20 protein-coding genes and 1 riboswitch are annotated in these 23,056 nt (G+C 70.5%); of the genes, 9 read left to right on the forward strand and 11 right to left on the reverse strand.

Annotation, left to right across the window (positions count from 1 at the left end; all coding sequences use genetic code 11):
* Positions 1-232 precede the first annotated feature (232 nt).
* From groL to thrC, 4 genes are all read right to left on the reverse strand, one after another.
* The gene (groL, locus tag ACFV9W_RS37165) at positions 233-1,858 is read right to left on the reverse strand and encodes a chaperonin GroEL (RefSeq protein WP_385770162.1); all 1,626 of its coding nucleotides are present in this window, start codon (positions 1,856-1,858) and stop codon (positions 233-235) included.
* A gap of 360 nt (positions 1,859-2,218) precedes the next feature.
* Positions 2,219-2,425, reverse strand: a complete 207-nt coding sequence (locus ACFV9W_RS37170; RefSeq protein WP_030576453.1) for a cold-shock protein — start codon at positions 2,423-2,425, stop codon at positions 2,219-2,221.
* A gap of 432 nt (positions 2,426-2,857) precedes the next feature.
* Complete coding sequence (locus tag ACFV9W_RS37175; protein WP_385770164.1) at positions 2,858-3,133, reverse strand: MoaD/ThiS family protein; 276 nt, start codon at positions 3,131-3,133, stop codon at positions 2,858-2,860.
* Between the two features lie 67 nt (positions 3,134-3,200).
* On the reverse strand, positions 3,201-4,499 hold the full coding sequence (thrC, locus tag ACFV9W_RS37180) for a threonine synthase (protein WP_385770166.1): 1,299 nt from the start codon (positions 4,497-4,499) through the stop codon (positions 3,201-3,203).
* An 18-nt stretch (positions 4,500-4,517) separates the two neighbouring features.
* Positions 4,518-4,672, reverse strand: a riboswitch (SAM riboswitch).
* 161 nt (positions 4,673-4,833) lie between these two features.
* Between thrC and ACFV9W_RS37185 the strand changes: the two genes are divergently transcribed.
* The 3 genes from ACFV9W_RS37185 (at position 4,834) to ACFV9W_RS37195 (ending at position 9,140) form a co-directional block, all read left to right on the forward strand.
* Positions 4,834-5,781 carry a glucosyl-3-phosphoglycerate synthase gene (locus ACFV9W_RS37185; protein ID WP_385770230.1) on the forward strand — a complete coding sequence of 316 codons (948 nt, stop codon included), beginning with the start codon at positions 4,834-4,836 and terminating at the stop codon, positions 5,779-5,781.
* A gap of 38 nt (positions 5,782-5,819) precedes the next feature.
* Positions 5,820-7,661 (forward strand): hypothetical protein, encoded by a 1,842-nt coding sequence (locus tag ACFV9W_RS37190; protein WP_385770168.1) that lies wholly within the window; start codon positions 5,820-5,822, stop codon positions 7,659-7,661.
* Positions 7,662-7,748: 87 nt separating this feature from the next.
* Entirely contained in the window at positions 7,749-9,140 is a 1,392-nt protein-coding gene (locus tag ACFV9W_RS37195) for a trehalose-6-phosphate synthase (RefSeq protein WP_385770170.1), read from the forward strand.
* Here ACFV9W_RS37195 and otsB read toward each other — a convergent pair.
* From otsB to ACFV9W_RS37210, 3 genes are all read right to left on the reverse strand, one after another.
* Positions 9,117-9,947, reverse strand: a complete 831-nt coding sequence (otsB, locus tag ACFV9W_RS37200) for a trehalose-phosphatase (protein WP_385770172.1) — start codon at positions 9,945-9,947, stop codon at positions 9,117-9,119. The genes ACFV9W_RS37195 and otsB overlap by 24 nt on opposite strands.
* A 92-nt stretch (positions 9,948-10,039) precedes the next feature.
* Positions 10,040-10,267 (reverse strand): DUF3263 domain-containing protein, encoded by a 228-nt coding sequence (locus tag ACFV9W_RS37205; RefSeq protein WP_385770174.1) that lies wholly within the window; start codon positions 10,265-10,267, stop codon positions 10,040-10,042.
* Positions 10,268-10,277: 10 nt separating this feature from the next.
* Positions 10,278-11,549 (reverse strand): ABC transporter substrate-binding protein, encoded by a 1,272-nt coding sequence (locus ACFV9W_RS37210; RefSeq protein WP_385770176.1) that lies wholly within the window; start codon positions 11,547-11,549, stop codon positions 10,278-10,280.
* A gap of 139 nt (positions 11,550-11,688) precedes the next feature.
* Between ACFV9W_RS37210 and ACFV9W_RS37215 the strand changes: the two genes are divergently transcribed.
* The 3 genes from ACFV9W_RS37215 (at position 11,689) to ACFV9W_RS37225 (ending at position 14,836) form a co-directional block, all read left to right on the forward strand.
* Positions 11,689-12,666 carry an ROK family protein gene (locus tag ACFV9W_RS37215; protein ID WP_385770178.1) on the forward strand — a complete coding sequence of 326 codons (978 nt, stop codon included), beginning with the start codon at positions 11,689-11,691 and terminating at the stop codon, positions 12,664-12,666.
* Complete coding sequence (gene nagA / locus ACFV9W_RS37220) at positions 12,666-13,802, forward strand: N-acetylglucosamine-6-phosphate deacetylase (RefSeq protein WP_385770180.1); 1,137 nt, start codon at positions 12,666-12,668, stop codon at positions 13,800-13,802. Before ACFV9W_RS37215 ends, nagA begins: the two co-directional genes overlap by 1 nt.
* Positions 13,803-13,906: 104 nt before the next feature.
* The gene (locus tag ACFV9W_RS37225; RefSeq protein WP_385770182.1) at positions 13,907-14,836 is read left to right on the forward strand and encodes a 1-phosphofructokinase family hexose kinase; all 930 of its coding nucleotides are present in this window, start codon (positions 13,907-13,909) and stop codon (positions 14,834-14,836) included.
* Between the two features lie 133 nt (positions 14,837-14,969).
* On the opposite strand, the gene ACFV9W_RS37230 is transcribed toward ACFV9W_RS37225, so the two are convergent.
* Both ACFV9W_RS37230 and cdgB read right to left on the reverse strand, forming a co-directional pair.
* The gene (locus tag ACFV9W_RS37230; RefSeq protein ID WP_385770184.1) at positions 14,970-15,902 is read right to left on the reverse strand and encodes a carbohydrate-binding protein; all 933 of its coding nucleotides are present in this window, start codon (positions 15,900-15,902) and stop codon (positions 14,970-14,972) included.
* Between the two features lie 111 nt (positions 15,903-16,013).
* Positions 16,014-17,699, reverse strand: coding sequence for a diguanylate cyclase CdgB (cdgB, locus tag ACFV9W_RS37235; RefSeq protein WP_385770186.1), 1,686 nt, complete (start codon positions 17,697-17,699; stop codon positions 16,014-16,016).
* A 303-nt stretch (positions 17,700-18,002) separates the two neighbouring features.
* On the opposite strand from cdgB, the gene ACFV9W_RS37240 reads away from it, so the two are divergent.
* Entirely contained in the window at positions 18,003-18,587 is a 585-nt protein-coding gene (locus tag ACFV9W_RS37240) for a flavin reductase family protein (protein ID WP_385770188.1), read from the forward strand.
* 6 nt (positions 18,588-18,593) lie between these two features.
* Here the strand turns inward: ACFV9W_RS37240 and arfB are convergent, their stop codons facing one another.
* Entirely contained in the window at positions 18,594-19,022 is a 429-nt protein-coding gene (arfB, locus tag ACFV9W_RS37245; RefSeq protein WP_385770190.1) for an alternative ribosome rescue aminoacyl-tRNA hydrolase ArfB, read from the reverse strand.
* A 201-nt stretch (positions 19,023-19,223) separates the two neighbouring features.
* On the opposite strand from arfB, the gene ACFV9W_RS37250 reads away from it, so the two are divergent.
* Together ACFV9W_RS37250 and ACFV9W_RS37255 are read left to right on the forward strand one after the other, a co-directional pair.
* Entirely contained in the window at positions 19,224-19,799 is a 576-nt protein-coding gene (locus tag ACFV9W_RS37250; RefSeq protein WP_385770192.1) for a TerD family protein, read from the forward strand.
* Positions 19,800-20,078: 279 nt separating this feature from the next.
* Positions 20,079-21,647 (forward strand): M4 family metallopeptidase, encoded by a 1,569-nt coding sequence (locus tag ACFV9W_RS37255; RefSeq protein ID WP_385770232.1) that lies wholly within the window; start codon positions 20,079-20,081, stop codon positions 21,645-21,647.
* Here ACFV9W_RS37255 and ACFV9W_RS37260 read toward each other — a convergent pair.
* Positions 21,640-23,040, reverse strand: a complete 1,401-nt coding sequence (locus ACFV9W_RS37260; protein WP_385770194.1) for a M1 family metallopeptidase — start codon at positions 23,038-23,040, stop codon at positions 21,640-21,642. The two genes, ACFV9W_RS37255 and ACFV9W_RS37260, sit on opposite strands and share 8 nt — an antisense overlap.
* Positions 23,041-23,056 lie beyond the last annotated feature (16 nt).

Here is a 23,056-nt window from a genome sequence, read left to right on the forward strand (position 1 = left end):
CCGCCGGGCGGGCCTTTCCTACAGCGGGCGGGGCGGTTGGCGTGGCTCTTCTTGTGGTGCGGGGGCCCGCCGCCGCCCCCCCCCCCGCCCCCCCCCCCCCCCCCGGGGGGGGGGGCCCCCCCCCCCCCAGGCGTCGGCCACGGCCGGGCGCAACAAAACGCCCGAGGGCGGCACCGTCTCGCGTAGAGACGGTGCCGCCCTCGGGGTTACGGACGGGCTGAACCGAGACGGCTCAGAAGTCCATGTCACCGCCCGGCATACCGCCACCGGCGGGAGCGGCGCCCGCCTTCTCCGGCTTGTCGGCGATGACGGCCTCGGTCGTCAGGAACAGCGCGGCGATCGACGCGGCGTTCTGCAGCGCGGAGCGCGTGACCTTCGCCGGGTCGATGATGCCCTCGGCGATCATGTCGACGTAGTCACCCGTCGCGGCGTTCAGACCGTGACCGACGGTCAGGTTGCGCACCTTCTCCACGACGACGCCACCCTCGAGACCACCGTTGACGGCGATCTGCTTGAGCGGGGCCTCGAGCGCGAGCTTCACGGCGTTGGCGCCGGTCGCCTCGTCACCCTCGAGCTCCAGCTTGTCGAAGACCGCGGAGGCCTGGAGGAGAGCGACGCCACCACCGGCGACGATGCCCTCTTCGACGGCCGCCTTCGCGTTGCGAACGGCGTCCTCGATGCGGTGCTTGCGCTCCTTGAGCTCGACCTCGGTGGCCGCGCCCGCCTTGATGACGGCCACGCCGCCGGCGAGCTTGGCGAGGCGCTCCTGGAGCTTCTCGCGGTCGTAGTCCGAGTCGCTGTTCTCGATCTCGGCACGGATCTGGTTGACGCGACCCTGGACCTGGTCGCTCTCACCGGAGCCGTCGACGATCGTCGTCTCGTCCTTGGTGATGACGACCTTGCGGGCGCGGCCGAGCAGGTCGAGACCGGCGTTCTCGAGCTTGAGGCCGACCTCCTCGGAGATGACCGTGCCGCCCGTGAGGATGGCGATGTCGCCGAGCATGGCCTTGCGGCGGTCACCGAAGCCCGGGGCCTTGACGGCGACGGACTTGAAGGTGCCACGGATCTTGTTGACGACCAGGGTCGACAGGGCCTCGCCCTCGACGTCCTCGGCGATGATCAGCAGCGGCTTGCCGGACTGCATGACCTTCTCGAGCAGCGGAAGGAGGTCCTTCACGTTGCCGATCTTCGAGTTGACGATCAGGATGTACGGGTCCTCGAGCGAGGCCTCCATACGCTCCATGTCGGTGGCGAAGTACGCCGAGATGTAGCCCTTGTCGAAGCGCATGCCCTCGGTGAGCTCGAGCTCCAGACCGAAGGTCTGGGACTCCTCGACCGTGATGACGCCTTCCTTGCCGACCTTGTCCATGGCCTCGGCGATGAGCTCGCCGATCTGGGTGTCGGCGGCCGAGATGGAGGCGGTGGAGGCGATCTGCTCCTTGGTCTCCACCTCCTTGGCCTGCTCGAGGAGGGCGGCGGAGACGGCCTCGGTGGCGCGCTCGATGCCGCGCTTGAGGGCCATCGGGTTGGCGCCGGCGGCTACGTTGCGAAGGCCTTCGCGAACGAGCGCCTGGGCCAGGACGGTCGCGGTCGTCGTGCCGTCACCGGCGACGTCGTCCGTCTTCTTCGCGACCTCCTTGACCAGCTCGGCGCCGATCTTCTCGTACGGGTCCTCGAGCTCGATCTCCTTGGCGATGGACACACCATCGTTGGTGATCGTGGGGGCGCCCCACTTCTTCTCGAGGACGACGTTGCGACCCTTGGGGCCCAGGGTCACCTTGACGGCGTCGGCGAGCTGGTTCATGCCGCGCTCGAGGCCGCGCCGTGCCTCCTCGTCGAACGCGATGATCTTGGCCATGTGAAGTGGTCCTCCCGGACGGGGTGGCTAACGCAAAAGGACCGTGCTGGTGCCCGCGACGGACGGCCTGCAGGCCTTGTGGCTCCTTGCACCACCCGGCCCCCGGACCTCACCGACCCGATCCAAGTTTTGTCACTCTCACTCGGAGAGTGCTAAGCCCAATGATTAGCACTCGACCCTGGAGAGTGCAAGGTGCTCCCGCGAAGCGGGATCGTTGAGGGGTGGTGGTCGGGCGACGGGCGGGCGCAAGGCCGTCCGCCAAAGGTGCAGGCAGCACGAAGGGCCCGCCCCCGGTTACCCGGGAGACGAGCCCTCCATGACGTGCGACGTACAAGCTTGCAGTCTGACGCGCGCGTTGTATCAGCCGGCGGCCACACGGACCATGTCCGCCTGCGGCCCCTTCTGGCCCTGCGAGATCTCGAACTCGACCCGCTGCCCCTCCTCGAGGGTGCGGTAGCCGTCCATCTGAATCGCGCTGTAGTGGACGAAAACATCCGCACCACCGTCGACCGCGATGAAGCCGTACCCCTTCTCCGCGTTGAACCACTTGACGGTGCCCTGAGCCATGCCTAACTCCCCTATTACTGGCCCTTGCGCAGGACCGCACTTCGCGGACCCGGGTCAGACCTCACGCCCCATGGGATATGGGGGTGTGCGCCGGAACGCGTCGACCGCGGCTGAATGTATCTGCCCAACTGCCGTCTGCAACAGGTCAGTCGGACGAGAATTCTGGGCACGCCAGATCGGGGAAACCGGGCCAACTCACCGGATCCCGGGGCAAGCCGGGCCGCGTAAATGCCGTAAAAGGCCCGAAAGGGCCGGGCACTTTGGCTACTTCTTGTCGGGCGGCGGGCGAGAACTCATATGCGCCCGTCATGCACCGCTCGCGGAAACGCAGCAGCTTCCCCAACTGTACCGCGCTCAACCATGCAGAATTGCCCCCTCCGCTTCTCTCGCGGAGGGGGCAATTCGGATAACTCTGGGTAGACCTACAAAAGATCAGCCGCCGGCGACGGCGGGAATGATCGAGACCCCGGCACCGTCCGGCGTCGCCGTCTGAAGGCCCTGCTCGAAGCGGACGTCGTCGTCGTTCACGTAGACGTTCACGAAGCGGCGCAGCTTGCCCTGGTCGTCGAGGACGCGGGCGGCGATGCCGGTGTGGTTCTTCTCGAGGTCGGCGATGACGTCGGCGAGGGTGGCGCCCTCGGCGGCGACCTCGGACTGCCCGCCGGTGTAGGTGCGCAGGATGGTGGGGATGCGAACGTTGACGCTCATGCGGTAACTCCCGGTGCTACAAGTTCGGTTGGCTCAGCGGTCGGCTGGGCCGGGTGATCGGCTGGGCTCAGAGGTCGGCGGCGAGGCCGGCCTCGCGGAACGCGTCCAGGCTCGGCCGGATCGTCGCGGTGGCCTGCGAGGACTCGGCGACCGCGTCGAGCGTCTTGAGCCCGTCACCGGTGTTCAGGACGACGGTGGTGAGCGACGGGTCGATCTGGCCCGCCTCGATGAGCTTCTTGGTGACACCCAGCGTGACGCCGCCCGCCGTCTCGGCGAAGATGCCCTCCGTGCGCGCGAGCAGCTTGATCGCGTCGACGACCTGCTCGTCGTTCACGTCCTCCACGGCGCCGCCGGTGCGGCGCGCGATGTCGAGGACGTAGGGGCCGTCGGCGGGGTTGCCGATGGCGAGGGACTTGGCGATGGTGGTCGGCTTCTGCGGGCGGACCACGTCGTGGCCGCCCTTGTAGGCGACGGAGACCGGGGAGCAGCCCTCGGCCTGGGCGCCGAAGAGCTTGTAGGGCTTGTCCTCGACGAGGCCGAGCTTGATCAGCTCCTTCAGGCCCTTGTCGATCTTCGTGAACTGCGAGCCGGACGCGATCGGGATGACCAGCTGGTCGGGCAGGACCCAGCCCAGCTGCTCGCAGATCTCGTACGCGAGCGTCTTTGAACCCTCGCCGTAGTACGGGCGGAGGTTGACGTTGACGAAGCCCCAGCCCTCGCCCAGCGGGTCGCCGATGAGCTCGGAGCAGAAGCGGTTCACGTCGTCGTAGTTGCCCTCGATGGCGACGAGGTCACCGCCGTAGACACCGGCCATGACGACCTTGCCCTGCTCCAGGTCGTGCGGGATGAACACGCAGGACCGGAAGCCGGCGCGGGCGGCGGCGGCGCCGACGGCGCCGGCCAGGTTGCCGGTGGAGGAGCAGGAGAGCGTGGTGAAGCCGAAGGCGCGGGCGGCCTCGATGGCCTGCGCGACGACGCGGTCCTTGAAGGAGTGCGTCGGGTTGCCGGAGTCGTCCTTGACGAACAACTTGCCCTCGGCGACGCCCAGTTCGCGGCCGAGGTTGTCGGCCTTGACGAGCTTGGTCCAGCCCGGGTTCAGGTTCGGCTTCTCGGCGACGTCGGCCGGGACGGGCAGCAGCGGGGCGTAGCGCCAGATGTTGGCGGGGCCTGCCTCGATCTGCTTGCGCAGGGCCTCGGGGTCACCGACGGGCAGGTCGTATGCGACTTCGAGGGGACCGAAACACTCGGCGCAGGCGAAGACGGGGCCGAGCGGGACGACGGCGCCGCACTCGCGGCAGGAGAGGCCGGAGGCCGGACCCAGGTCGACGGCGACGGCGGTTTCGGTGGCGACAGTCTGTACAGCCATGAGAGGCGAGGCCCTTTCTCCTCATCTTCCTCGCGACGCATCTCGCCACGAGACGGATTTGGCACCTTCACTAGCCGGGAGCCTCGCGGGCGCACTGCGATGTGCGGACGAGACCGGCTGGAGGGTTGCCGGGGCTTCAACGGGCCGTATCCCTCTGCCCCTCTGGATGAGCGGTATTCGATTGTGTGGATTCAGTTGTGTACGGCAGGCGACCCCCGACATGCGATGGTCACCGGCCTTGTTCAAGACTGTAACCGAAGGCCCGGACCCTTGAGATAGTCGTCCGAACCGCGAGATGGATCACATGTCGATCCTGAGGGAAGGAACCCAGACCGTGCTGGAAGAGGTCGAGCGCTGGCTGAACAGGCGCTCCTGGTCCGTGGCGGACCATCCGCTGCACCGGTTGGTCGCGGCCAAGCACGCCTCGGGTCAGACGGTGAGTGTCGTACTGCCCGCGCTGAACGAGGAGGAGACGGTCGGCGAGATCGTCTCCGAGATCCGGCGGACGCTGATGACGGACGCGGTGCCGCTCGTCGACGAGCTCGTCGTGATCGACTCCGGTTCCACCGACCGCACCTCCGAGGTCGCGGCGGCGGCCGGGGCGCGCGTCGAGCACCGGGACACGATCCTGCCGCGGGTTCCGGTCAGGGCCGGCAAGGGCGAGGTGCTGTGGCGCTCCCTGTTCGTCACTTCCGGTGACATCGTGTGCTTCGTCGACGCCGATCTGAAGGAGTTCTCCGCGGACTTCGTCTCCGGGATCGTGGGACCGCTGCTCACCGAGCCGGGCGTGCACTTCGTGAAGGCGATGTACGACCGCCCGCTGGCCGGGGCGGCCGGCCAGGGCGGCCGGGTGACGGAGCTGATGGCGCGGCCGATCCTCAATCTGCACTGGCCCCAACTGGCCGGATTCGTGCAGCCGTTGGGCGGCGAGTACGCGGCCCGGCGCTCGCTGCTCGAACGGCTGCCGTTCCCCGTCGGGTACGGCGTGGAGCTCGGTCTGCTCGTGGACGCGCTGCACACCGTGGGCCTCGACGCGCTCGCCCAGGTCGACGTCGGTGTGCGCAAGCACCGGCACCAGGACGGGCAGGCGCTCGGCCGGATGGCGGCGGCGATCTACCGCACCGCCCAGCTGCGCCTCGCGCGCGGGCACCTTGTGAGGCCGGTGCTCACGCAGTTCGAGCGCGGCGAGGACGGCTTCGAGCCGCACACCCACCCGGTGGACACGGAGGAACGCCAGCCGATGATCGAAATCGGTGAGTACGCGGAGCGTCGCGTGGCATAAGCGCGGAATGATCGTATGTTTTGCCTAAATTGCCCTTTATGTTGCTTAGACATCTTCAGGGCAAGGCGGCCTGCGCCGTCGCGACCGCCCTTGCCGCCTGCATGGCGGGACTGGCACCGGGCCCCGCCTCCGCGGATGTGGTCTCCCCCTTCGCCAAGCGCTACGACGAATCGATCTACGGCGACTTCAAGACCATCGGCAACACGGTCATGGGCTGCCCGACGGACGACGCCGCCATGGCCGCGCGCTGCGCCGTCGCCGCGAACGGCGAGGGCACGGACAACAACAACACGTTCGACATGCGGCGGATCAACACCGCGGGCACGACGGACGGCTACGGCTCCAGCACCGGCCGGGTCACCATCCCGCCCGGCGCCGAGGTCGCCCACGCCCGCCTCTTCTACGGCGGCAACGACGGCACGTACAAGGGCCCGAGCGGGGCTCAGATGAAGCGCTGCGACATCTCCGGCGCCGACGTGGACCCCTCGCCCGGCGACCCGATGGACGCGGCGCCCGCGGTCGGCGTGAACGGCACGGCCCCGGCCAAGGTCTCCCCCGAGAACCTGGTCAGGGACCCCGCCTCCACCAACGGCCCGCACTACTACACGGGCGAGGCCGACGTGACGAGCCTGTTCAGCGGGGTCACCGGCACCGGCGCCCCGGTCCCGGTCTCGGTCGGCGACATCTGGGCGCCCTCGGGCAAGGGCTGCGTGGCCGGCTGGTCGATGACCGTCGTCTACAAGTACGACGCCCCGAACGAGACCTACGCTCCGGACCGCCGCAACGTCTACATCTACGGCGGCCACGTCCTGCAGCGCTCCACCTCCCCGGCCACCCGGGTCACCGTCGACGGCTTCTACCGGACCTCGGGCACCCCGCACGCGAGCGTCACCGCGTACGAGGGCGACTGGAACACGCCGGGCGACAAGTTCGCCGTCGGCGGCAAGAACATCGCCGAGAAGCACACCGGCAACACCAACAACTTCTTCATCTCCGAGGACGACGGCGCCCTCGACCCGAAGATGATCAACAACCTGAGCATCGACGCGAAGGAGTTCGACGTCACGGGCGGCGGCTCCGCGCGGGCCGCCGGGGCCGAGCCGATCCCGGTCGGGTCGACCTCCACGACGCTCGGCTTCTCGACCAAGGGCGACACGTACGTCCCCTCGGCGCTCGCCCTGTCCGTCCCGGTGCCGGACCTGGAGATCTCCAAGACGGCGAGCCCGGCGAAAGTGGAGCCCGGCGACACGGTGACGTACACGGTGAAGGCGAAGAACGTCAGCCGGCTGCCGTACCCCCACGCCAAGTTCACCGACGACCTCACCGCGAACCTCGACGACGCGACGTACAACCACGACGCGAAGGCGAGCATCGGCGACGTCTCCTACACCGAGCCGAAGATCAACTTCACCGGTGACATCCCGGCGGGCGAGACCGCGACCGTCACCTACTCGGTGAAGGTCGACGACCCGGTGAGCGGCGACGGCAAGCTCACGAACAGCGTCACCGCCGACACTCCGCGCACCAACTGCGAGGAGGGCTCCACGGACGCGCGGTGCGGTATCGCGCCCGTCATCGAGCGGGAGGAGCCGGCGCCCTCGCCGACCAGCCCGACGCCCACACCCACGCCCACGCCGACTCCGACGAAGCAGCCGGGTGAGCAGACGCATGAGCCGACGCCGACCCCGTCGGCGAGCAGCCAGAGCCCGCAGGCTCGGCCCACCCCGCCGAACCCGCCGACTCCCCCGAACCCGCCGAGCTCCGGCGAGATGGCCGAGACCGGCACCGACTCGCACCTGCCGCTGTACGGCGGGCTCGCCGTCGCCCTGTGCGGGCTCGGCGCGCTGATCCTCGCCGCGGTCCGCGGCCGCAAGGACTGACCCGAGCACCGCTCTCGTATACGGCCGGGCCCCCGACGGGGCCCGGCCTTACGTTTGAACGTTTCCGGGCCGGGCTAGCGTGCCCGTATGAGTTCCACGACGCATGGTGCTGCTGAGGTTCTCGTCGCGTCCAACCGCGGCCCGGTCTCGTACGTCCTCGACGACGCGGGAGGCATCGGGGCCAAGCGCGGCGGGGGCGGTCTGGTGTCGGCGCTGAGCGTCGTCGAGGACAAACTGTGGGTGTGCTCGGCGCTCGGCGAGGGCGACCGGGAGGCGGTGCGCCGCGGGGTCACCGAGCCCGGCGTACGGATGCTGGACATCGACGCCGAGGTGCACACGGACGCGTACAACGGGATCGCGAACTCGGTGCTGTGGTTCGTGCACCACATGCTGTACCAGACGCCTCTGGAGCCGGCCTTCGGCCCGGAGTTCCGCAGGCAGTGGGCGTCCTACGAGGCGTACAACCGGGCCTTCGCCGAGGCGCTCGCCGAGGAGGCGGCGCCGGGCGCGACGGTCGTCGTGCAGGACTACCACCTGACGCTGGTGCCGGGCATGCTCCGCGAACTCCGCGGGGACCTGCGCATCGGCCACTTCTCGCACACGCCGTGGGCGCCCGTCGACTACTTCCGGATGCTGCCCGACGACATCGCCGAGCAGGTGCTCAAGGGCATGCTCGGTGCCGACCGCTGTGCGTTCCTGACCCGGCGCTGGGCGGACGCCTTCACCGACTGCTGTACGCATCTCGTGGGCGGCACGTCCGGGACCCGGATCGGGGTGCACGGGCTCGGCGCAGACGCGGACTTCCTGCGCGAGCGGGCGCACCGGGACGACGTGGAGGAGCGGCTGACGGCGCTGCGTGCGCAGATCGGCGGGGACGGTTCGCGGAAGGTGATCGTCCGGGTCGACCGCACCGAGCTGTCGAAGAACATCGTGCGGGGGCTCCAGGCCTACGAGCTGCTCCTGGAGGAGCGGCCCGAGTGGCGGGAGCGGGTCGTGCACGTCGCGTTCGCGTACCCGTCGCGGCAGGACCTGGCCGTGTACCGGGACTACACGGACGAGGTGGCGCGGGTCGCCGAGGCCATCAACTCCCGTTTCGGTACGGAGGGTTGGACGCCGGTGGTGCTCCATGTGAAGGACGACTTCGCGCGCTCGCTCGCCGCGTACCGGATCGCCGACGTGACCCTGGTGAACCCGATCAGGGACGGCATGAACCTGGTCGCCAAGGAGGTGCCGGTCGTCTCCGACGACGGGTGCGTGCTGGTGCTCTCGCGGGAGGCCGGGGCGTACGAGGAGCTGGCCGAGGACGCGCTGACCGTCAACCCCTATGACGTGAGCGGGACTTCGCGGGCCCTCGCGGAGGCGCTCGCCATGCCGGCGGACGAGCGGGCGGAGCGCACGAAGCGGCTCGCGGCGGCGGCGACGGCTCTGCCGCCGGGTCCGTGGTTCCTCGACCAGCTAGAGGCGCTGCGCCAGGGCTGACAGGAAGCCGGCCAGCTCGGCGGGGCCCTCCACCAACAGGTCGGCCCGTTCGGCGAGTTCGGGCACGACCGTGTCCGCCGCCACCAGGAGGCCCGGCACGCCGTCGGAGCGCAGCTTCTCCACCGCCGCGAAGGCCGGGAGGTCGCCGAGGTCGTCGCCCGCGTAGAGGACGGACTCGGCGCCCACCTCCCGTACGTACTCGGCGAGCGCGACGCCCTTGTCGACGCCGGGCGGGCGCAGCTCCAGGACGAGGCGGCCGGGCTCCACGATCAGGCCGTGCCGGGCGGCGAGCTCCGACAGGGGTTCGCGCAGCGCCTCGAAGGCGGCCTGCGGGTCGCGGGCGCGGCGCGTGTGGACCGCGACGGCGCGGCCCTTCTCCTCGATGTACGTGTCGTGCCACAGGCCCAACTCGCCGAGTACGCCGGGCAGTTCGGAACGCACGGTGGCCACGCCCGGGTGCGGGGCGGGGTCGCTGACCGTGCCGGTGACGGCGTCCCAGCGTTCGGCGCCGTAGTGCCCGAGGACGACGAGGTGCTCCAGGCCGGGCACACCGGCGAAGCCGCCGTGGCGCACGGCGACGGAGGCCGGGCGGCCGGTGATGACCGCGACGGAGGCGACCTTGGGGGCCAGCGCGGCGAGGGCCGGGACGGCGGCCGGGTGGGCGCGGGCCTGGTCGGGGTCGGGGACGATGGGGGCGAGGGTGCCGTCGAAGTCGATGGCGACGACTCCCCTCCGGGGGTGGGCCAGGAGGGCGTCCAGGCCCTCGCGTCCTGCGGTCGTCCGTGGGGCGTACTCATGGCTGGCCATGCCGTCGACGATAGCCGGGGTTGCGCTCCCGGGGCTCTGCCCCGGACCCCCCGCCTCAATCGCCGGCGGGGCTTGATTTGCGGCACCGATGGTCAGCGTTCCGCGCGCCGCGCCTCGCGGACGCGCCGCAGGCGGTTCACCGTCACCGGAGCGAACTCCAGGGCCCGTGGGTCGTCCAGGAGCGCGTTCAGCAGTTGGAAGTAGCGGACCGGCGCCAGGTCGAGTTCCTCGCGGATCGCCCGCTCCTTGGCGCCCGGCGAGGGCCACCCGCGGCCCTCGAACGTGAGCACCGCGCGCTCGCGGTCACCAAGGGGCTCCATGTCCGCCACGCTACTCCGCGGACTCCGCGGCCGCCGCGTCGTTCTGGATCGCGCCGAGGGTGCCCGCCGCGCTGCCCTGCGGCGTGACGGTGGAGCCGATCTGCTTCTTGATCTCGGCGCTGACCTCTGGCCAGGACGTCTTGTTGGCCGGGTAGTACGTGGCGCCCGCGAGTTCGTCGATGAACGGGCGCAGGGCCTTGTCCTTCGCCGAGGACGTCATCGCGTTCGACGCGGAGACCGTGACCGGCGCGACGGTGTACTTGCGGGAGAAGTCGAGGACGTTCTTCTTGTTGTAGGCGTAGTCGAGGAACGCCCCGGTCTCCTTGGGGTGGCCGCCCTGCTTGAACGCCATCATCCAGTCGGTGACGCCCATCGTGGACCTGGGCGTGCCGTCGGGGCCCGGGATCGCCACGTCGCCGTAGTCGACGCCCTTCGCCTTCGCCATGTTCATCAGCGTGGGGTGGCCGGACAGCATGCCGACCTGCCCCTTGGCGAAGGCCTGGAAGGCGGGCGTGCGGTTGAGCTCGCCGGGCTCGGTGGGGCCGGTGAGGCCCTTGGTGACGAGGCTGTTCTTGAGCCAGGACAGCGCCTCGACGTTCTTCTTGTCGTCGAGGGCGTAGGAGCCGACGTTGTCGGTGTAGCCGCCGCCGTTGCTGAGCATCCAGATCAGCGTCTCGGCCTGCGCCTCTTCGGTGCCGAGCGGCAGCGCGAAGGGGTAGCGCACGCCCTGCGCCTTGAGCGCCTTGGCGTCGGAGACGAGGTCGGCCCAGGTCTTCGGCGGCGTGATGCCGGCCTCGGTGAAGAGCTTCTTGTTGTAGAAGAGGCGGCGGGTGGAGGCGGCGAACGGCATGCCGTACTGCGCGCCCTTGATCTCGCCCGCCTGGCTCATCTGGCCGACGAAGTCGGCCTGCACCGGCACGGAGAGCAGCTTGTCGACGGGGTAGAGCTTGTCCGCCGCGGCGTAGTCGGCGTACGCGCCGATCTGCGCCATGTCGGGCGCGTTGCCCGCGGCGACCATGTCCTTGACCTTCTTGTCGACGACGTCCCAGGTGTAGACGTCGACGTCGACCTTGATGTTCGGGTGTTCCTTCTGGAACCCGGCGGCGACGTCGTCCCAGTACTTCTGGGAGCTGTTCGCCTTGGAGTCGCCGTAGTCGGCCGCGACCAGCTTCAGCGTGACGGCGTCGTCGGAGTCGCCGCTCCCACAGGCGGTGAGCAGCGACGACGCGGCCACCACCCCGAGCGCGGCCGCCACGGTCAGAGTCGTCCTCCCCTTGCGCACTGCCGCACTCCACCCTTGTCCTTCACGCCACAGGCCTGTCCCATGGTCACCTGGAAGGTCTACACCACGTGGGTGCCAGACCGGAAACGAGGGGCACTGGACTAGACCTCTCAAGGGTGGACGCGCGAGACTGTCCCCCGTGAAACATGTCATCGCCCTGGACGTGGGCGGCACCGGGATGAAGGCCGCCCTGGTCGGGGCCGACGGCAAGCTGCTGCACCAGGCACGCCGGGCCACGCAGCGCGAGCGCGGCGCCGACGCGGTCGTGGAGTCGATCCTCGACTTCGCCGCCGAACTGCGCGCGTACGGCGAGAAGCACCTCGGCGAGCCCGCCCGCGCCGCGGGCGTCGCGGTGCCCGGCGTCGTGGACGAGAAGGCCGGGCTGGCCCTCTTCGCCGCCAACCTGGGCTGGCGCGACGTCCCCATGCGGTCGCTGCTCAGCGAGCAGCTCGGCGGCATCCCCGTGGCCCTCGGCCACGACGTGCGCACCGGCGGGCTCGGCGAGGGGCGGCTCGGCGCGGGCAAGGACGCCGACCGGTTCCTGTTCATGCCGCTCGGCACCGGGATCGCGGGCGCCATCGGCATCGACGGCCGCATCGAACCCGGCGCGCACGGCTCCGCGGGCGAGATCGGCCATGTGGTCGTGCGCCCCGGCGGCGTGTCCTGCGGCTGCGGTCAGCGCGGCTGCCTGGAGCGGTACGCCTCCGCCTCCGCGGTCACCCTGGCCTGGCAGGAGGCGAGCGGCGAGGAGAAGGCGACCGCGGCGGACTGCGCGAAGGCCGTCGACGCGGGCGACCCGAAGGCGGCCCGGGTCTGGCAGGACGCGGTGGACGCGCTCGCCGACGGCCTCGTGCTCGCGCTCACTCTCCTGGACCCCCGCACGCTCATCATCGGTGGCGGGCTCGCCGAGGCCGGGGAAACCTTGTTCACACCCCTGCGCGCGGCCGTCGCGGAGCGCGTCACCTTCCAGGCGCTCCCCACGATCGTCCCGGCCGTCCTCGGGGACAGCGCCGGGTGCCTGGGCGCGGGACTGCTCGCCTGGGACCTGCTCGCCGGTGAGAACGATGAAACCGACGACACCGACGACACCGATGACAACACGGAGGTAACCGCCTGATGGCAGAAGCAAAGGTGCTCACCGGCGCCAAGGTGGTGCTGCCCACCGGGACCGTCACCGACGGCCGCGTCATCGTCGACGGCACGAAGATCGCCGGTTCCGCCCCTGAGGGCGCCGCGACGGTCGACCTGAGCGGCCACTGGGTGGTGCCCGGCTTCGTCGACATGCACAACCACGGCGGCGGCGGCGCGTCCTTCACCTCCGGCGCCATCGACGAGGTCCTCACGGGCGTGCGCACGCACCAGCAGCACGGCACGACCACCATCGTGCCGTCCCTCGTCACCAGCGACATGTCCTTCCTCGTGCAGCGCGCGGGGCTGCTCTCCGAGCTGGCCGAGCACGGCGAGATCGCGGGCATCCACTTCGAGGGCCCGTTCATCTCCCCGTGCCGCAAGGGCGCCCACGACGAGACGCTGCTGCGCGACCCCGACCCGGCCGAGGTCCGCAAGCTGCTCGACGCCGCCCGCGGCCAGGCGAAGATGGTCACCCTCGCCACCGAACTGCCCGGCGGCATCGACTCCGTACGCCTCCTCGCCGAGCACGGCGTGATCGCCGCGATCGGCCACACCGACGCCACGTACGAGCAGACGGTCGAGGCCATCGACGCGGGCGCCACGGTCGCCACGCACCTGTTCAACGCGATGCCGGGCCTCGGCCACCGCGAGCCGGGGCCGATCGCGGCGCTCCTGGAGGACGACCGGATCACCGTCGAGCTGATCAACGACGGCACGCATCTGCACCCGGCCGCCCTGGAACTGGCGTTCCATCACAAGGGCGCGGAGCGGGTCGCGTTCATCACCGACGCGATGGACGCGGCCGGGTTCGGCGACGGGCGCTACATGCTCGGCCCGCTGGAGGTCGAGGTGAAGGACAGCGTGGCGCGGCTCGTGGAGGGCGGCTCCATCGCGGGCTCGACGCTCACCCTCGACCGGGCGTTCAAGCGGGCCGTGACCATCGACAAGCTGCCCGTCGAGGACGTGGTCCGCGCCATCTCCGCCAACCCGGCGAGGCTCCTCGGCCTCTACGACAAGGTGGGCTCGCTGGAGCCCGGCAAGGACGCCGACCTCGTGGTCCTGGACGCGGAGTTCGAGGTCAAGGGCGTACTGCGCAAGGGCGAGTGGCTGATCGAGCCGTAACTCCCGGACGGTATGCGGCGGTTGGTCCGCGGTCTGGGCCAACCGCCTTGACTTTGGCATGATCAGGCCCCGTTACTGGAAGTACGCAAGGGGGGTGGGGTCCTGTGATCCTCACGGTCACGCTGAACACCGCACTCGACATCACGTACCGGGTGCGGTCCCTGCGCCCGCACGCGTCGCACCGCGTCACCGAGGTCACCGAGCGGCCCGGCGGCAAGGGGCTGAACGTGGCGCGGGTGCTGGCCGCGCTCGGTCACGAGGTGACCGTGACGGGATTCGTGGGCGGCGCCACGGGCCGCACGCTCCAGGACCAGCTGCTCGGCACCCCGGGCGTCGCGGACGCCCTGGTGCCCGTCTCCGGCGCGACCCGCCGCACGATCGCCGTCGTCGACGCGTCGAGCGGCGACACGACGCAGCTCAACGAGCCGGGGCCGACGATCACGCCCGCCGAGTGGGCGGCCTTCCAGGAGGCGTACGCGGATCTGCTGCGCTCGGCGTCCGCGGTGGCGCTGTGCGGCAGCCTGCCGCCGGGCGTCCCGGTCGGCGCCTACGCGACGCTCGTACGGGCCGCGCGGGCCGCCTCGGTGCCCGTGCTCCTCGACACCAGCGGCGAACCGCTGCGGCGCGGCGTCGCGGCCCGCCCCGACCTGGTGAAGCCGAACGCGGACGAACTGGCCGAACTCACAGGACAGCACGAGCCGTTGCAGGCCATGAAGGACACGCGTCGGCGCGGCGCGCACGCGGTCGTGGCCTCGCTCGGCGCGGAGGGGTTGTGCGCCCTCACTCCGGACGGCGAGTGGCGGGCCCCGGCGCCCGGACGCCTGCGCGGCAACCCGACGGGCGCGGGCGACTCGGCGGTGGCCGGCCTGCTGTCCGGCCAGGCGGACCACCTGCCGTGGCCCCAGCGCCTCGCCCGCGCGGTGGCGCTGTCCGCGGCGACGGTGGTGGCACCCGTGGCCGGCGAGTTCGATTCGGCGACGTACGAGGACCTGGTGGGCCGGGTAGCGGTGGCGGAACAGGTCGGCGCAGCTTGACCAATTAAGCCCCTGCGGCGATTGAGCAGCGGGGTCCGGGGCAGAGCCCCGGGGCGCTCGCCGGGTGGCCGTGGCTGGGCTTGGGGCTCTGCCCCATACCCCGCGCCTCAATCGCCGGCGGGGCTTGATCCGCTCAGCCCTGCGTCAGCCACATCCGGTCAAAATTGGCGTCGCACTTGTTGCCCTGCTCACAGGAGACCGTGATCGCGTTGGTCCCCTTGGTGAGCTGGACGATGGCCCACGTGTTCGTCCAGCCCTTCGCCCAGTCGCCTTCCTTGGCGCCGGCGAAGTTCGTCATGTTCAGCGGGCGGGACTGCTTCTTGCCGTTGACGTCGATCGTGGCGTCGGAGTCCTTGCCGGGCACCCCGTAGTCGACGTGCAGCTTGTACGCGCCGTCCTTCGGGATGTCGCTGACGGTCCAGGTCAGGCTCGCGCCCACCTTGTTGAACCCGGCGACGTACACCCCGCCGTCGGCCTTCGCGCCCTGCACGTCGGAGGCGGTGGACGTGCCGCCCGCCAGCTTCAGGGTCTTCGCGTCGGTCTTCGGCAGGTCGACCGGCTTCGCGGACGCCGACTTCGAGGGCTTCTCGCTCGGCTGCACCGACTCCGAACCGCCGGACGGCTTGCCGCCGGCCTCGCCCTTGTCGTCCTCCGAGTCGTTGCTCAGCATGGCGACGCCGATGCCGATGACGACGGCCGCGACCACGGCGACCGCACCGATCAGCAGCGCCTTCGTGTTCGGACCACGACCGCGGCCACCGCCGCGCATGGGCGCCGTCGGCGGACCCGGCTGGCTGGGAACGCCGCCGCCGGGCACCGTCTCGGGGGCCTGGTAGTGCGCGTTCGGCTGCTGGTACGCCTGGGTCGGCTGGGTCTGCCCGTACTGGCGCTCACCGACCGTACGGATCTGATTGGCCCGGTAGGAGGACCGCGGGCTCGGGTAGCCGTAGCCACCGCCCGCGCCCTCGGGCGGGGTCGCCCCGGCCGCCTGCCCGTCGGCGTACAGATAGCCGAACGGATCGTCGTCCTCGGGCGTGGTGCTCCCGCTGTTGTTGCCGGGCGCCATCCCAGATCACTCCCTACACGTTGCTTACCTCGGCGAGGGTACCCGCTGCGAGTGACCCCACGGCGTGGCCTTGACCTCACCGGGACCGCGGAACCGCGCCCAATGTAGGGGCTATCCGGCCCGCCTGTGCTGCTTACTACGTGATCTTTTCTCTACGTACATGCGCTGGTCAGCGGATTGCAGCACTTCCTCCGCCGTCATGCCGCAGTGGGCCCAGCCGATGCCGAAACTGGCCCCTACCCGGACCGCGCGGCCGTCCACCCGAATCGGCGGAATGATGGCGTTCCGCAACCTGACGGCGAGGTCCTGGGCGTCCTCGCGGCCGAGCCCGTCGGCGAGCACCACGAACTCGTCACCGCCGAGCCGGGCGACCGTGTCCCCGTCCCGTACGACGCTGGTCAGGCGGCGGGCGACCTCGATGAGGACGGCGTCGCCCGCGTTGTGACCGAACCGGTCGTTGATCGACTTGAAGCCGTCGAGGTCGCAGAAGAGGACGGCGAGGCCCTTCGTGCCGTTGTCGGCGCCGGAGGACTCGTCGTGCTCGGGCGCGGCGACGTGCACATGGTGGTCGAAGCCGTCGAAGCCCTCGTAGAGGTTCGACTGGTGCGGGACGGGGGCGCCGAAGTCGAAGCCGATCCCGTTCGCGTCCGCGCCGCGGTGGTCGCCGTAGGCCGCGTCGAGGGAGTCGATGGCGCTGGGGCCCGGCTCCTGGGGGCGGCGGCACAGCCGGGCGGACAGGCGGGCGCGCAGCTCCGCCGAGTTCGGCAGGCCGGTGAGCGAGTCGTGCGAGGCGCGGTGGGCGAGGTGCAGCTCGCGGCGCTTGCGCTCCTCGATGTCCTCGACGTGGGTGAGCAGGAAGCGCGGCCCGTCGGCGGCGTCGGCGACCACGGAGTTGCGCAGGGACACCCAGACGTACGTGCCGTCCCGGCGCGCGAGGCGCAGCTCGGCGCGGCCGCCCTCGGCGGAGGTGCGCAGCAGGGTGCCGATGTCCTCGGGGTGCACGAGGTCGGAGAACGAATAGCGGCGCATCGCGGAGGCCGGGCGGCCCAGCAGGCGGCACAGCGCGTCGTTGGTCCGCAGGATGCGGCCGTGCTGGTCGCCGCCCATCTCGGCGATGGCCATCCCGGAGGGCGCGTACTCGAAGGCCTGCCGGAAGCTTTCCTCGCTGGCCCGCAGCGCCTGCTGCTCGCGCTCCAGGCGGACCAGGGCGCGCTGCATGTTGGACCGAAGCCGTGCGTTGCTGATCGCGATGGCGGCCTGGAAGGCGTACATCTGGAGGGCCTCGCGGCCCCAGGCGCCGGGGATGCGGCCGTTGCGCGGGCGGTCGACGGAGATCACGCCGAGCAGTTCGCCGCCGGAGGTCCCCGTCGCGTACATCGGCGCGAAGAGCCGGTCGGCGGGGTGCCACTCGTCCTCGAAGCGGGGCGGCGGGCCCGCGGTGAACCACTGCGGCACGTCGTCCTCGTCGAGCACCCAGCCCTCGGTGTGCGGGATGAAGCGCAGCTCGCCCCACTGCTTGCCCATGGCGAGGCGGCGGTCCCACGCGTCGCGGGAGCCCACGCGCCCGGTGATCAGCGCCTCGGCCGCGGAATTGCCCGAGAAGGCGGCGACGACCAGGTCACCGTCGGGACGTACGAGGTTCACGCACGCCAGCTCGTAGCCGAGCCCGCTCACGACGCCGTCCGCGACGGTCTGCAGGGTGTCGGCCAGACTGCGGGCGGTGTTCATGTCCGCCATCACCTGGTGCAGCTGACGCAGGGTCGCAAGACGGACGTACGGCTCCGACTCGGTCTCCATGCTCAGTTCTCCCCGAGACCTCGACAGCACTCCAGAATTCGGATCGGTTCGCTTCGCACGTGCAGCAGCACGTTCATCAGCAGTGTCGACGCCACTGAATCACAGCGAGCTGTGCACCCGGTACACAGGGTCAACAAATTATGGCTCCTGTGACTCAAGTCACAGCAGGAGATGAAGGATTGAGTCGCCTTACTGGGCGGGTTCTGTGCGTTTCCTGAACACGAAACGCGCCCATGGTCCTAGGACCGGCCTCGGTCGTCGGCCCGATGCGGGGCGCGTGGGTGCGCGGCTAGCGTTGAAGGCGTGTTGAAGACGTCCCCCGCCACTTCTGTCCCCTCCCCCACGGCCCCCTCAGCCCCTGCCGGGCATGCTGAGGGGGTGAGCAACGACGAGTTCCGTGCCGCCCTGTCCCGCCTGGCCGCAGGCGTCGTCCTGCTGACCTCGCACGAGCCGCAGCTCGACCCCGACGGTCCGGCCGGCGAGGACGCGGGCATGACGGCGACGGCCTTCATGTCCGTCTCCCTCGACCCGCCGCTGGTGATGGTGTCGCTGCGCAACAGCTCCCGCATGGACGACCTCCTGGACGATCAGCCGCTGTGGGCGGTGTCGGTCCTCTCGGAGTCCCAGAGCCACATCGCGGGCCGCTTCGCCATGAAGGGGCGGCTGAGCGACCGGCTCCTGTTCCAGGACATCCCGTACGTACGCGGCGAGCACACGGGCGCTCCGCTGGTGGGCGGGGCGCTGGCGACGCTGGAGTGCCGGACGGAGAACACGGTGGTGGCGGGCGACCACACCCTGGTCATCGGCCGTGTCCTCTCGGCCGCCCTCCCCAGCGCGGAGGGCGGCCCCCTCATGTACTTCCGCGGCAAGTACCGCAACCTGGGCTAGGCCGACTCAGGACCAGTCCCGCCCCGACCGCCCCCGCTTCGTGTCGGAGCGGGCCTTCTTCTGGCGGAGGCGGCGTTCGTTGACGCCGCGGGAGACGCGGGTGGGGCGGCGCGGCTTCGGCGGGGGCGCGGTGGCCTCGGCCAGGAGCGCCGCGAGGCGGACCACCGCCGTCTCCCGGTTGCGCCACTGCGAGCGGTGCTCCGAGGCCCGTACGGAGATCACGCCGTCCACGAGGCGGGAGGCGAGCCGCTCCAGGGCCCGCTCCTTCCACACCGGCGGCAGCGATTCCGTCGCCGCGAGGTCGAAGCGCACCTCCGCCGCCGAGTCGGACGTGTTCACGTGCTGGCCGCCCGGCCCCGACGACCGCGAGAAACGCCAAAGGAGCTCGGCCTCCGGAAGGACGACCGAGCCGCGGATGGGATGAGGACCGGACATGCGTCCATGGTCGCTCGTTCGTACGGCCCGCGTCACCCGTATTTCCGGGGCCGACGGGCCCGTACGGGCATCGGGGTAAAGAAAGTAAAGCGACCTGGAACCTTCCCCACCCCTCACGGCGTTGCTACTGGTACGAGTAGCTTCGGCTGCACACGTACAACCGAGTACGTCCGTATTTAACGAGGGAAGGACTCCCGAACCATGGCTGTAAGCCTGTCCAAGGGTGGCAACGTCTCGCTCACCAAGGAGGCTCCGGGCCTGACCGCTGTCACCGTGGGCCTCGGCTGGGACGTCCGCACCACCACCGGCACCGACTTCGACCTCGACGCGTCGGCCATCGCGGTCAACCCCGAGGGCAAGGTCTACTCGGACGGCCACTTCGTCTTCTTCAACAACAAGCAGACGCCGGACCAGTCCATCGTCCACACCGGCGACAACCGCTCCGGCGAGGGCGCGGGCGACGACGAGGCGATCAACGTCAACCTGTCGGCCCTGCCGGCCGACGTCGACAAGATCGTCTTCCCGGTCTCGATCTACGACGCCGAGACCCGCACGCAGAACTTCGGCCAGGTTCGCAACGCGTACATCCGCATCGTGAACCAGACCGGCGGCACCGAGATCGCGCGCTACGACCTCTCCGAGGACGCCGCGACGGAGACCGCGATGGTCTTCGGCGAGCTGTACCGCAACGGCGCGGAGTGGAAGTTCCGCGCCGTGGGCCAGGGCTACGCCTCGGGCCTGGTCGGCATCGCGCAGGACTTCGGCGTGAACGTCTGACGTTCGCCGAGCAGTTGGGGCCGGGCCCCGGTTCGCCGCGCACAGCGGCGGGCCGGGGCCCGTTCCTTTCGGCCACACCCATCGATTAACGGACAATCACCGACGCCAGTCGGACACGAACCGGCAAAGTTTTGACAGGTCTCTGTCACCAGGTTGATCGCGGGTGCCACTCTCCCTCCGAACCCCCCACGCACCCATCCCCACACGGGTACCTAAGGAGTCCGAGTGAGAATCCGCTCTACCGCTCCCCGCCTCGCCGCTCTCGCCGCGTCCGCCGCCATGGTGGTCGTCGGTGTCACGGCCGGCACCTCGGCCACCGCCGCCACGGACCGTGCGGCCGGCGCCACGGCGCAACCGCTCAGCGCCTCCCAGCGGGCCACCGCCCTCAAGGACGCGCAGGCCGAATCCGCCACGACAGCCGAGCAGCTGAAGCTCGCCGACGGCGAGAAGCTGGTCGCCCGCGACGTCGTCAAGGACGCCGACGGCACCACGCACACCCGCTACGAGCGCACCTTCGACGGACTGCCCGTCCTCGGCGGCGACCTCGTCGTGCACACCGCCAAGGGCGGCGACCTCAAGGGCACCACCAAGGCGCGCAAGGGCTCCATAACCGTGGCGTCCACGGACGCCGCCACCAGCACCGCCACCGCGAAGAAGTCCGCGAAGTCCGCCGCTGGCGACTCGGTCAAGGGCGCCACCGCCGACTCCGCGCACAAGGTCGTCTGGGCCGCCGACGCGAGCAGGGCGCCCGCCCTCGCGTACGAGACCGTCGTCAAGGGCACCCAGCGCGACGGCACGCCCAGCGAGCTGCACGTGATCACCGACGCCGACAGCGGCAAGGTGTTCTACAAGTACCAGGCCATCGAGAACGGCACCGGCACCAGCATGTACGGCGGCTCCGTCGAGGTCGGCTCCACCGCCGCCTCCGGCGGCTACGACCTGGTCGACGGCGCCCGCGGCGGCCACAAGACGTACGACCTGAAGGGCGGCACGTCCGGCACCGGCACCCTCTTCCACGACGCCGACGACAAGTGGGGCGACGGCACCGCCGCCGACCGCCAGACCGCCGCCGTCGACGCCGCCTACGGGGCCGCCGAGACCTGGGACTTCTACAAGGAGTCCCTGAACCGCAGCGGCATCGCGGGCGACGGCAAGGCCGCCTACTCCCGCGTCCACTACGGCAACGCCTACGTCAACGCGTTCTGGGACGACAGCTGCTTCTGCATGACGTACGGCGACGGCATCGGGAACACCCACCCGCTGACCTCGCTCGACGTCGCCGGTCACGAGATGAGCCACGGACTGACCTCCGCCACGGCGAACCTCAACTACAGCAAGGAGTCCGGCGGCCTCAACGAGGCGACGTCCGACATCCTCGGCACCGCGGTGGAGTTCGCCGCGAACAACTCCGCGGACGTCGGCGACTACCTCGTCGGCGAGAAGATCGACATCAACGGCGACGGCACCCCGCTGCGCTACATGGACAAGCCGAGCAAGGACGGCAAGTCCGTCGACTCCTGGTCGCGCTCCACGGGCCGCCTCGACGTGCACTACTCGTCCGGCGTCGCCAACCACTTCTTCTACCTGCTCAGCGAGGGCAGCGGAAAGAAGACCATCAACGGCGTGAACTACGACTCGCCCACCTCCGACGGCTCCACCGTCTCCGGCATCGGCCGGGACAAGGCCGTGCAGATCTGGTACAAGGCGCTGTCCACGTACATGACGTCCACGACCGACTACGCGGCCGCACGCGCGGCCACGATCAAGGCGGCCGGCGACCTGTACGGCGCGAGCGGCACGGAGGCGACGACCGTCGCCGCCGCCTGGAAGGCCGTGAACGTCAACTAGCCGATTCTGGCTTGCCGTTCCCGTACAGCCAGGTCTCCCAGACCCCGGCAAGGGCCTCGCCCCTGCCGGGGTTCTTCCGTTCCACGTACGCGGTGAAGTCGTCCGTGCCGGCGTTCCCGTACTTGTTGTCCTGCGCCCAACTCTTCAGCAGCATAAAGAAGTTGGCGTCGCCGATCGTTTCGCGGACCTTGTGCAGCACCATCGCGCCGCGGTCGTAGACCGGGTCGTCGGAGAGGTGCGCGGCGTTCGGCGGCTTCGCGGGCGGGAAGGACCAGACGCCGTCGCTCGCGGGCCGCTTCATGACCGCGTCGAAGGTCTCCTGGGCCGTGTCCCCGCCGTGGTCCTCGTCCCACAGCCACTCCGCGTACGTCGCGAAGCCCTCGTTCAGCCACATGTCGCGCCACGACTTCGGGGTGACCGAATCGCCGTACCACTGGTGCGCCGTCTCGTGGACGAGCAGGCCGAGGTCGGGGGCGCCGGGGTAGACGGGCCGGTTCTGGGTCTCCAGGGCGTAGCCGACGTCACCGGCCCGGTCGACGATCGCGCCCGTGGACGAGAACGGGTACGCGCCGAACCTCTTCGCACCCCAGTCGACGACCTCCGGCAGCCGGTCGAGCACCTTCGCGCTCGCCTTCGCCTCGGCCGGGTCGACGGCGGTGTGGATGGGGATCCCGGTGGGCGTGCGGCCCCGCTCGGTCTCGAACTCCCCGACGGCGACGGTCGCCAGATAGCTCGCCATCGGCTGCCGCACCCGCCAGTCGTACGCGGTGCGCCGCCCGTCGGACGACTTCCTCGCGCTCCTCAACTCCCCGTTGGAGACGGCCTGTACGCCGGTGGGGACCGTGATCCGGATGTCGTACTTCGCCTTGTCCGAGGGGTGGTGGTTGCCGGGGAACCAGGCCATGGCGCCGGTCGGTTCGCCGAGCGCGAGGGCGCCGTCGGCGGTGCGCAGCCAGCCCTCGCCCGTGCCGTCCGGGTCGGTGACCGTGACGGGTTCGCCGTCGTAGTGGACGGTGGCGCGGAAAGTGTGGCCCTTGGGCAGCTCGTCGTGCGGTCGCACGGTCACCTCGTGCCCGGCGCGGCTGGCGACGGCCCGCTCGCCGTCGACGGTGACCTTCCGGACCGTGAGGCCCTTGAGGTCCAGGTTGAACGCGCTGAGCGCCTGGCCGGCGGTCGCGGTGATCTCGGCGGTCCCGGACAAGTGCCTGGTGTCCGGGTCGTAGGAGAGGTCGAGGGCGTAGTGGCCGACGTCGTAGCCGCCGTTGCCGAGCTTGGGGAAGTACGGATCGCGCAGGCCCGAGGCGCCGGGCGTGCCGTGGACGCCGCCGTCGCACGCGGCGACGGCGGCGAGGGCGCTGAGCAGGGCGGCGGGGAGGCGGAGTCGGCGGCGCACGCCGAGATCTTATGGC

It is taken from the genome of Streptomyces sp. NPDC059897, assembly GCF_042730865.1.
In the GTDB taxonomy this organism is placed as follows: Bacteria; Actinomycetota; Actinomycetes; order Streptomycetales; family Streptomycetaceae; genus Streptomyces.

Coding starts and splice junctions, on each gene's coding strand:
- thrC (WP_385770166.1), bottom strand. CDS start 4,499: ATGGCTGTACAGACTGTCGCCACCGAAACCGCCGTCGCCGTCGACCTG.
- arfB (WP_385770190.1), bottom strand. CDS start 19,022: ATGTCCGGTCCTCATCCCATCCGCGGCTCGGTCGTCCTTCCGGAGGCC.
- ACFV9W_RS37255 (WP_385770232.1), top strand. CDS start 20,079: ATGGTGGTCGTCGGTGTCACGGCCGGCACCTCGGCCACCGCCGCCACG.
- ACFV9W_RS37250 (WP_385770192.1), top strand. CDS start 19,224: ATGGCTGTAAGCCTGTCCAAGGGTGGCAACGTCTCGCTCACCAAGGAG.
- ACFV9W_RS37190 (WP_385770168.1), top strand. CDS start 5,820: ATGTTGCTTAGACATCTTCAGGGCAAGGCGGCCTGCGCCGTCGCGACC.
- ACFV9W_RS37175 (WP_385770164.1), bottom strand. CDS start 3,133: ATGAGCGTCAACGTTCGCATCCCCACCATCCTGCGCACCTACACCGGC.
- ACFV9W_RS37170 (WP_030576453.1), bottom strand. CDS start 2,425: ATGGCTCAGGGCACCGTCAAGTGGTTCAACGCGGAGAAGGGGTACGGC.
- otsB (WP_385770172.1), bottom strand. CDS start 9,947: ATGGCCAGCCATGAGTACGCCCCACGGACGACCGCAGGACGCGAGGGC.
- ACFV9W_RS37195 (WP_385770170.1), top strand. CDS start 7,749: ATGAGTTCCACGACGCATGGTGCTGCTGAGGTTCTCGTCGCGTCCAAC.
- groL (WP_385770162.1), bottom strand. CDS start 1,858: ATGGCCAAGATCATCGCGTTCGACGAGGAGGCACGGCGCGGCCTCGAG.
- ACFV9W_RS37230 (WP_385770184.1), bottom strand. CDS start 15,902: ATGGCGCCCGGCAACAACAGCGGGAGCACCACGCCCGAGGACGACGAT.
- cdgB (WP_385770186.1), bottom strand. CDS start 17,699: ATGGAGACCGAGTCGGAGCCGTACGTCCGTCTTGCGACCCTGCGTCAG.
- nagA (WP_385770180.1), top strand. CDS start 12,666: ATGGCAGAAGCAAAGGTGCTCACCGGCGCCAAGGTGGTGCTGCCCACC.
- ACFV9W_RS37205 (WP_385770174.1), bottom strand. CDS start 10,267: ATGGAGCCCCTTGGTGACCGCGAGCGCGCGGTGCTCACGTTCGAGGGC.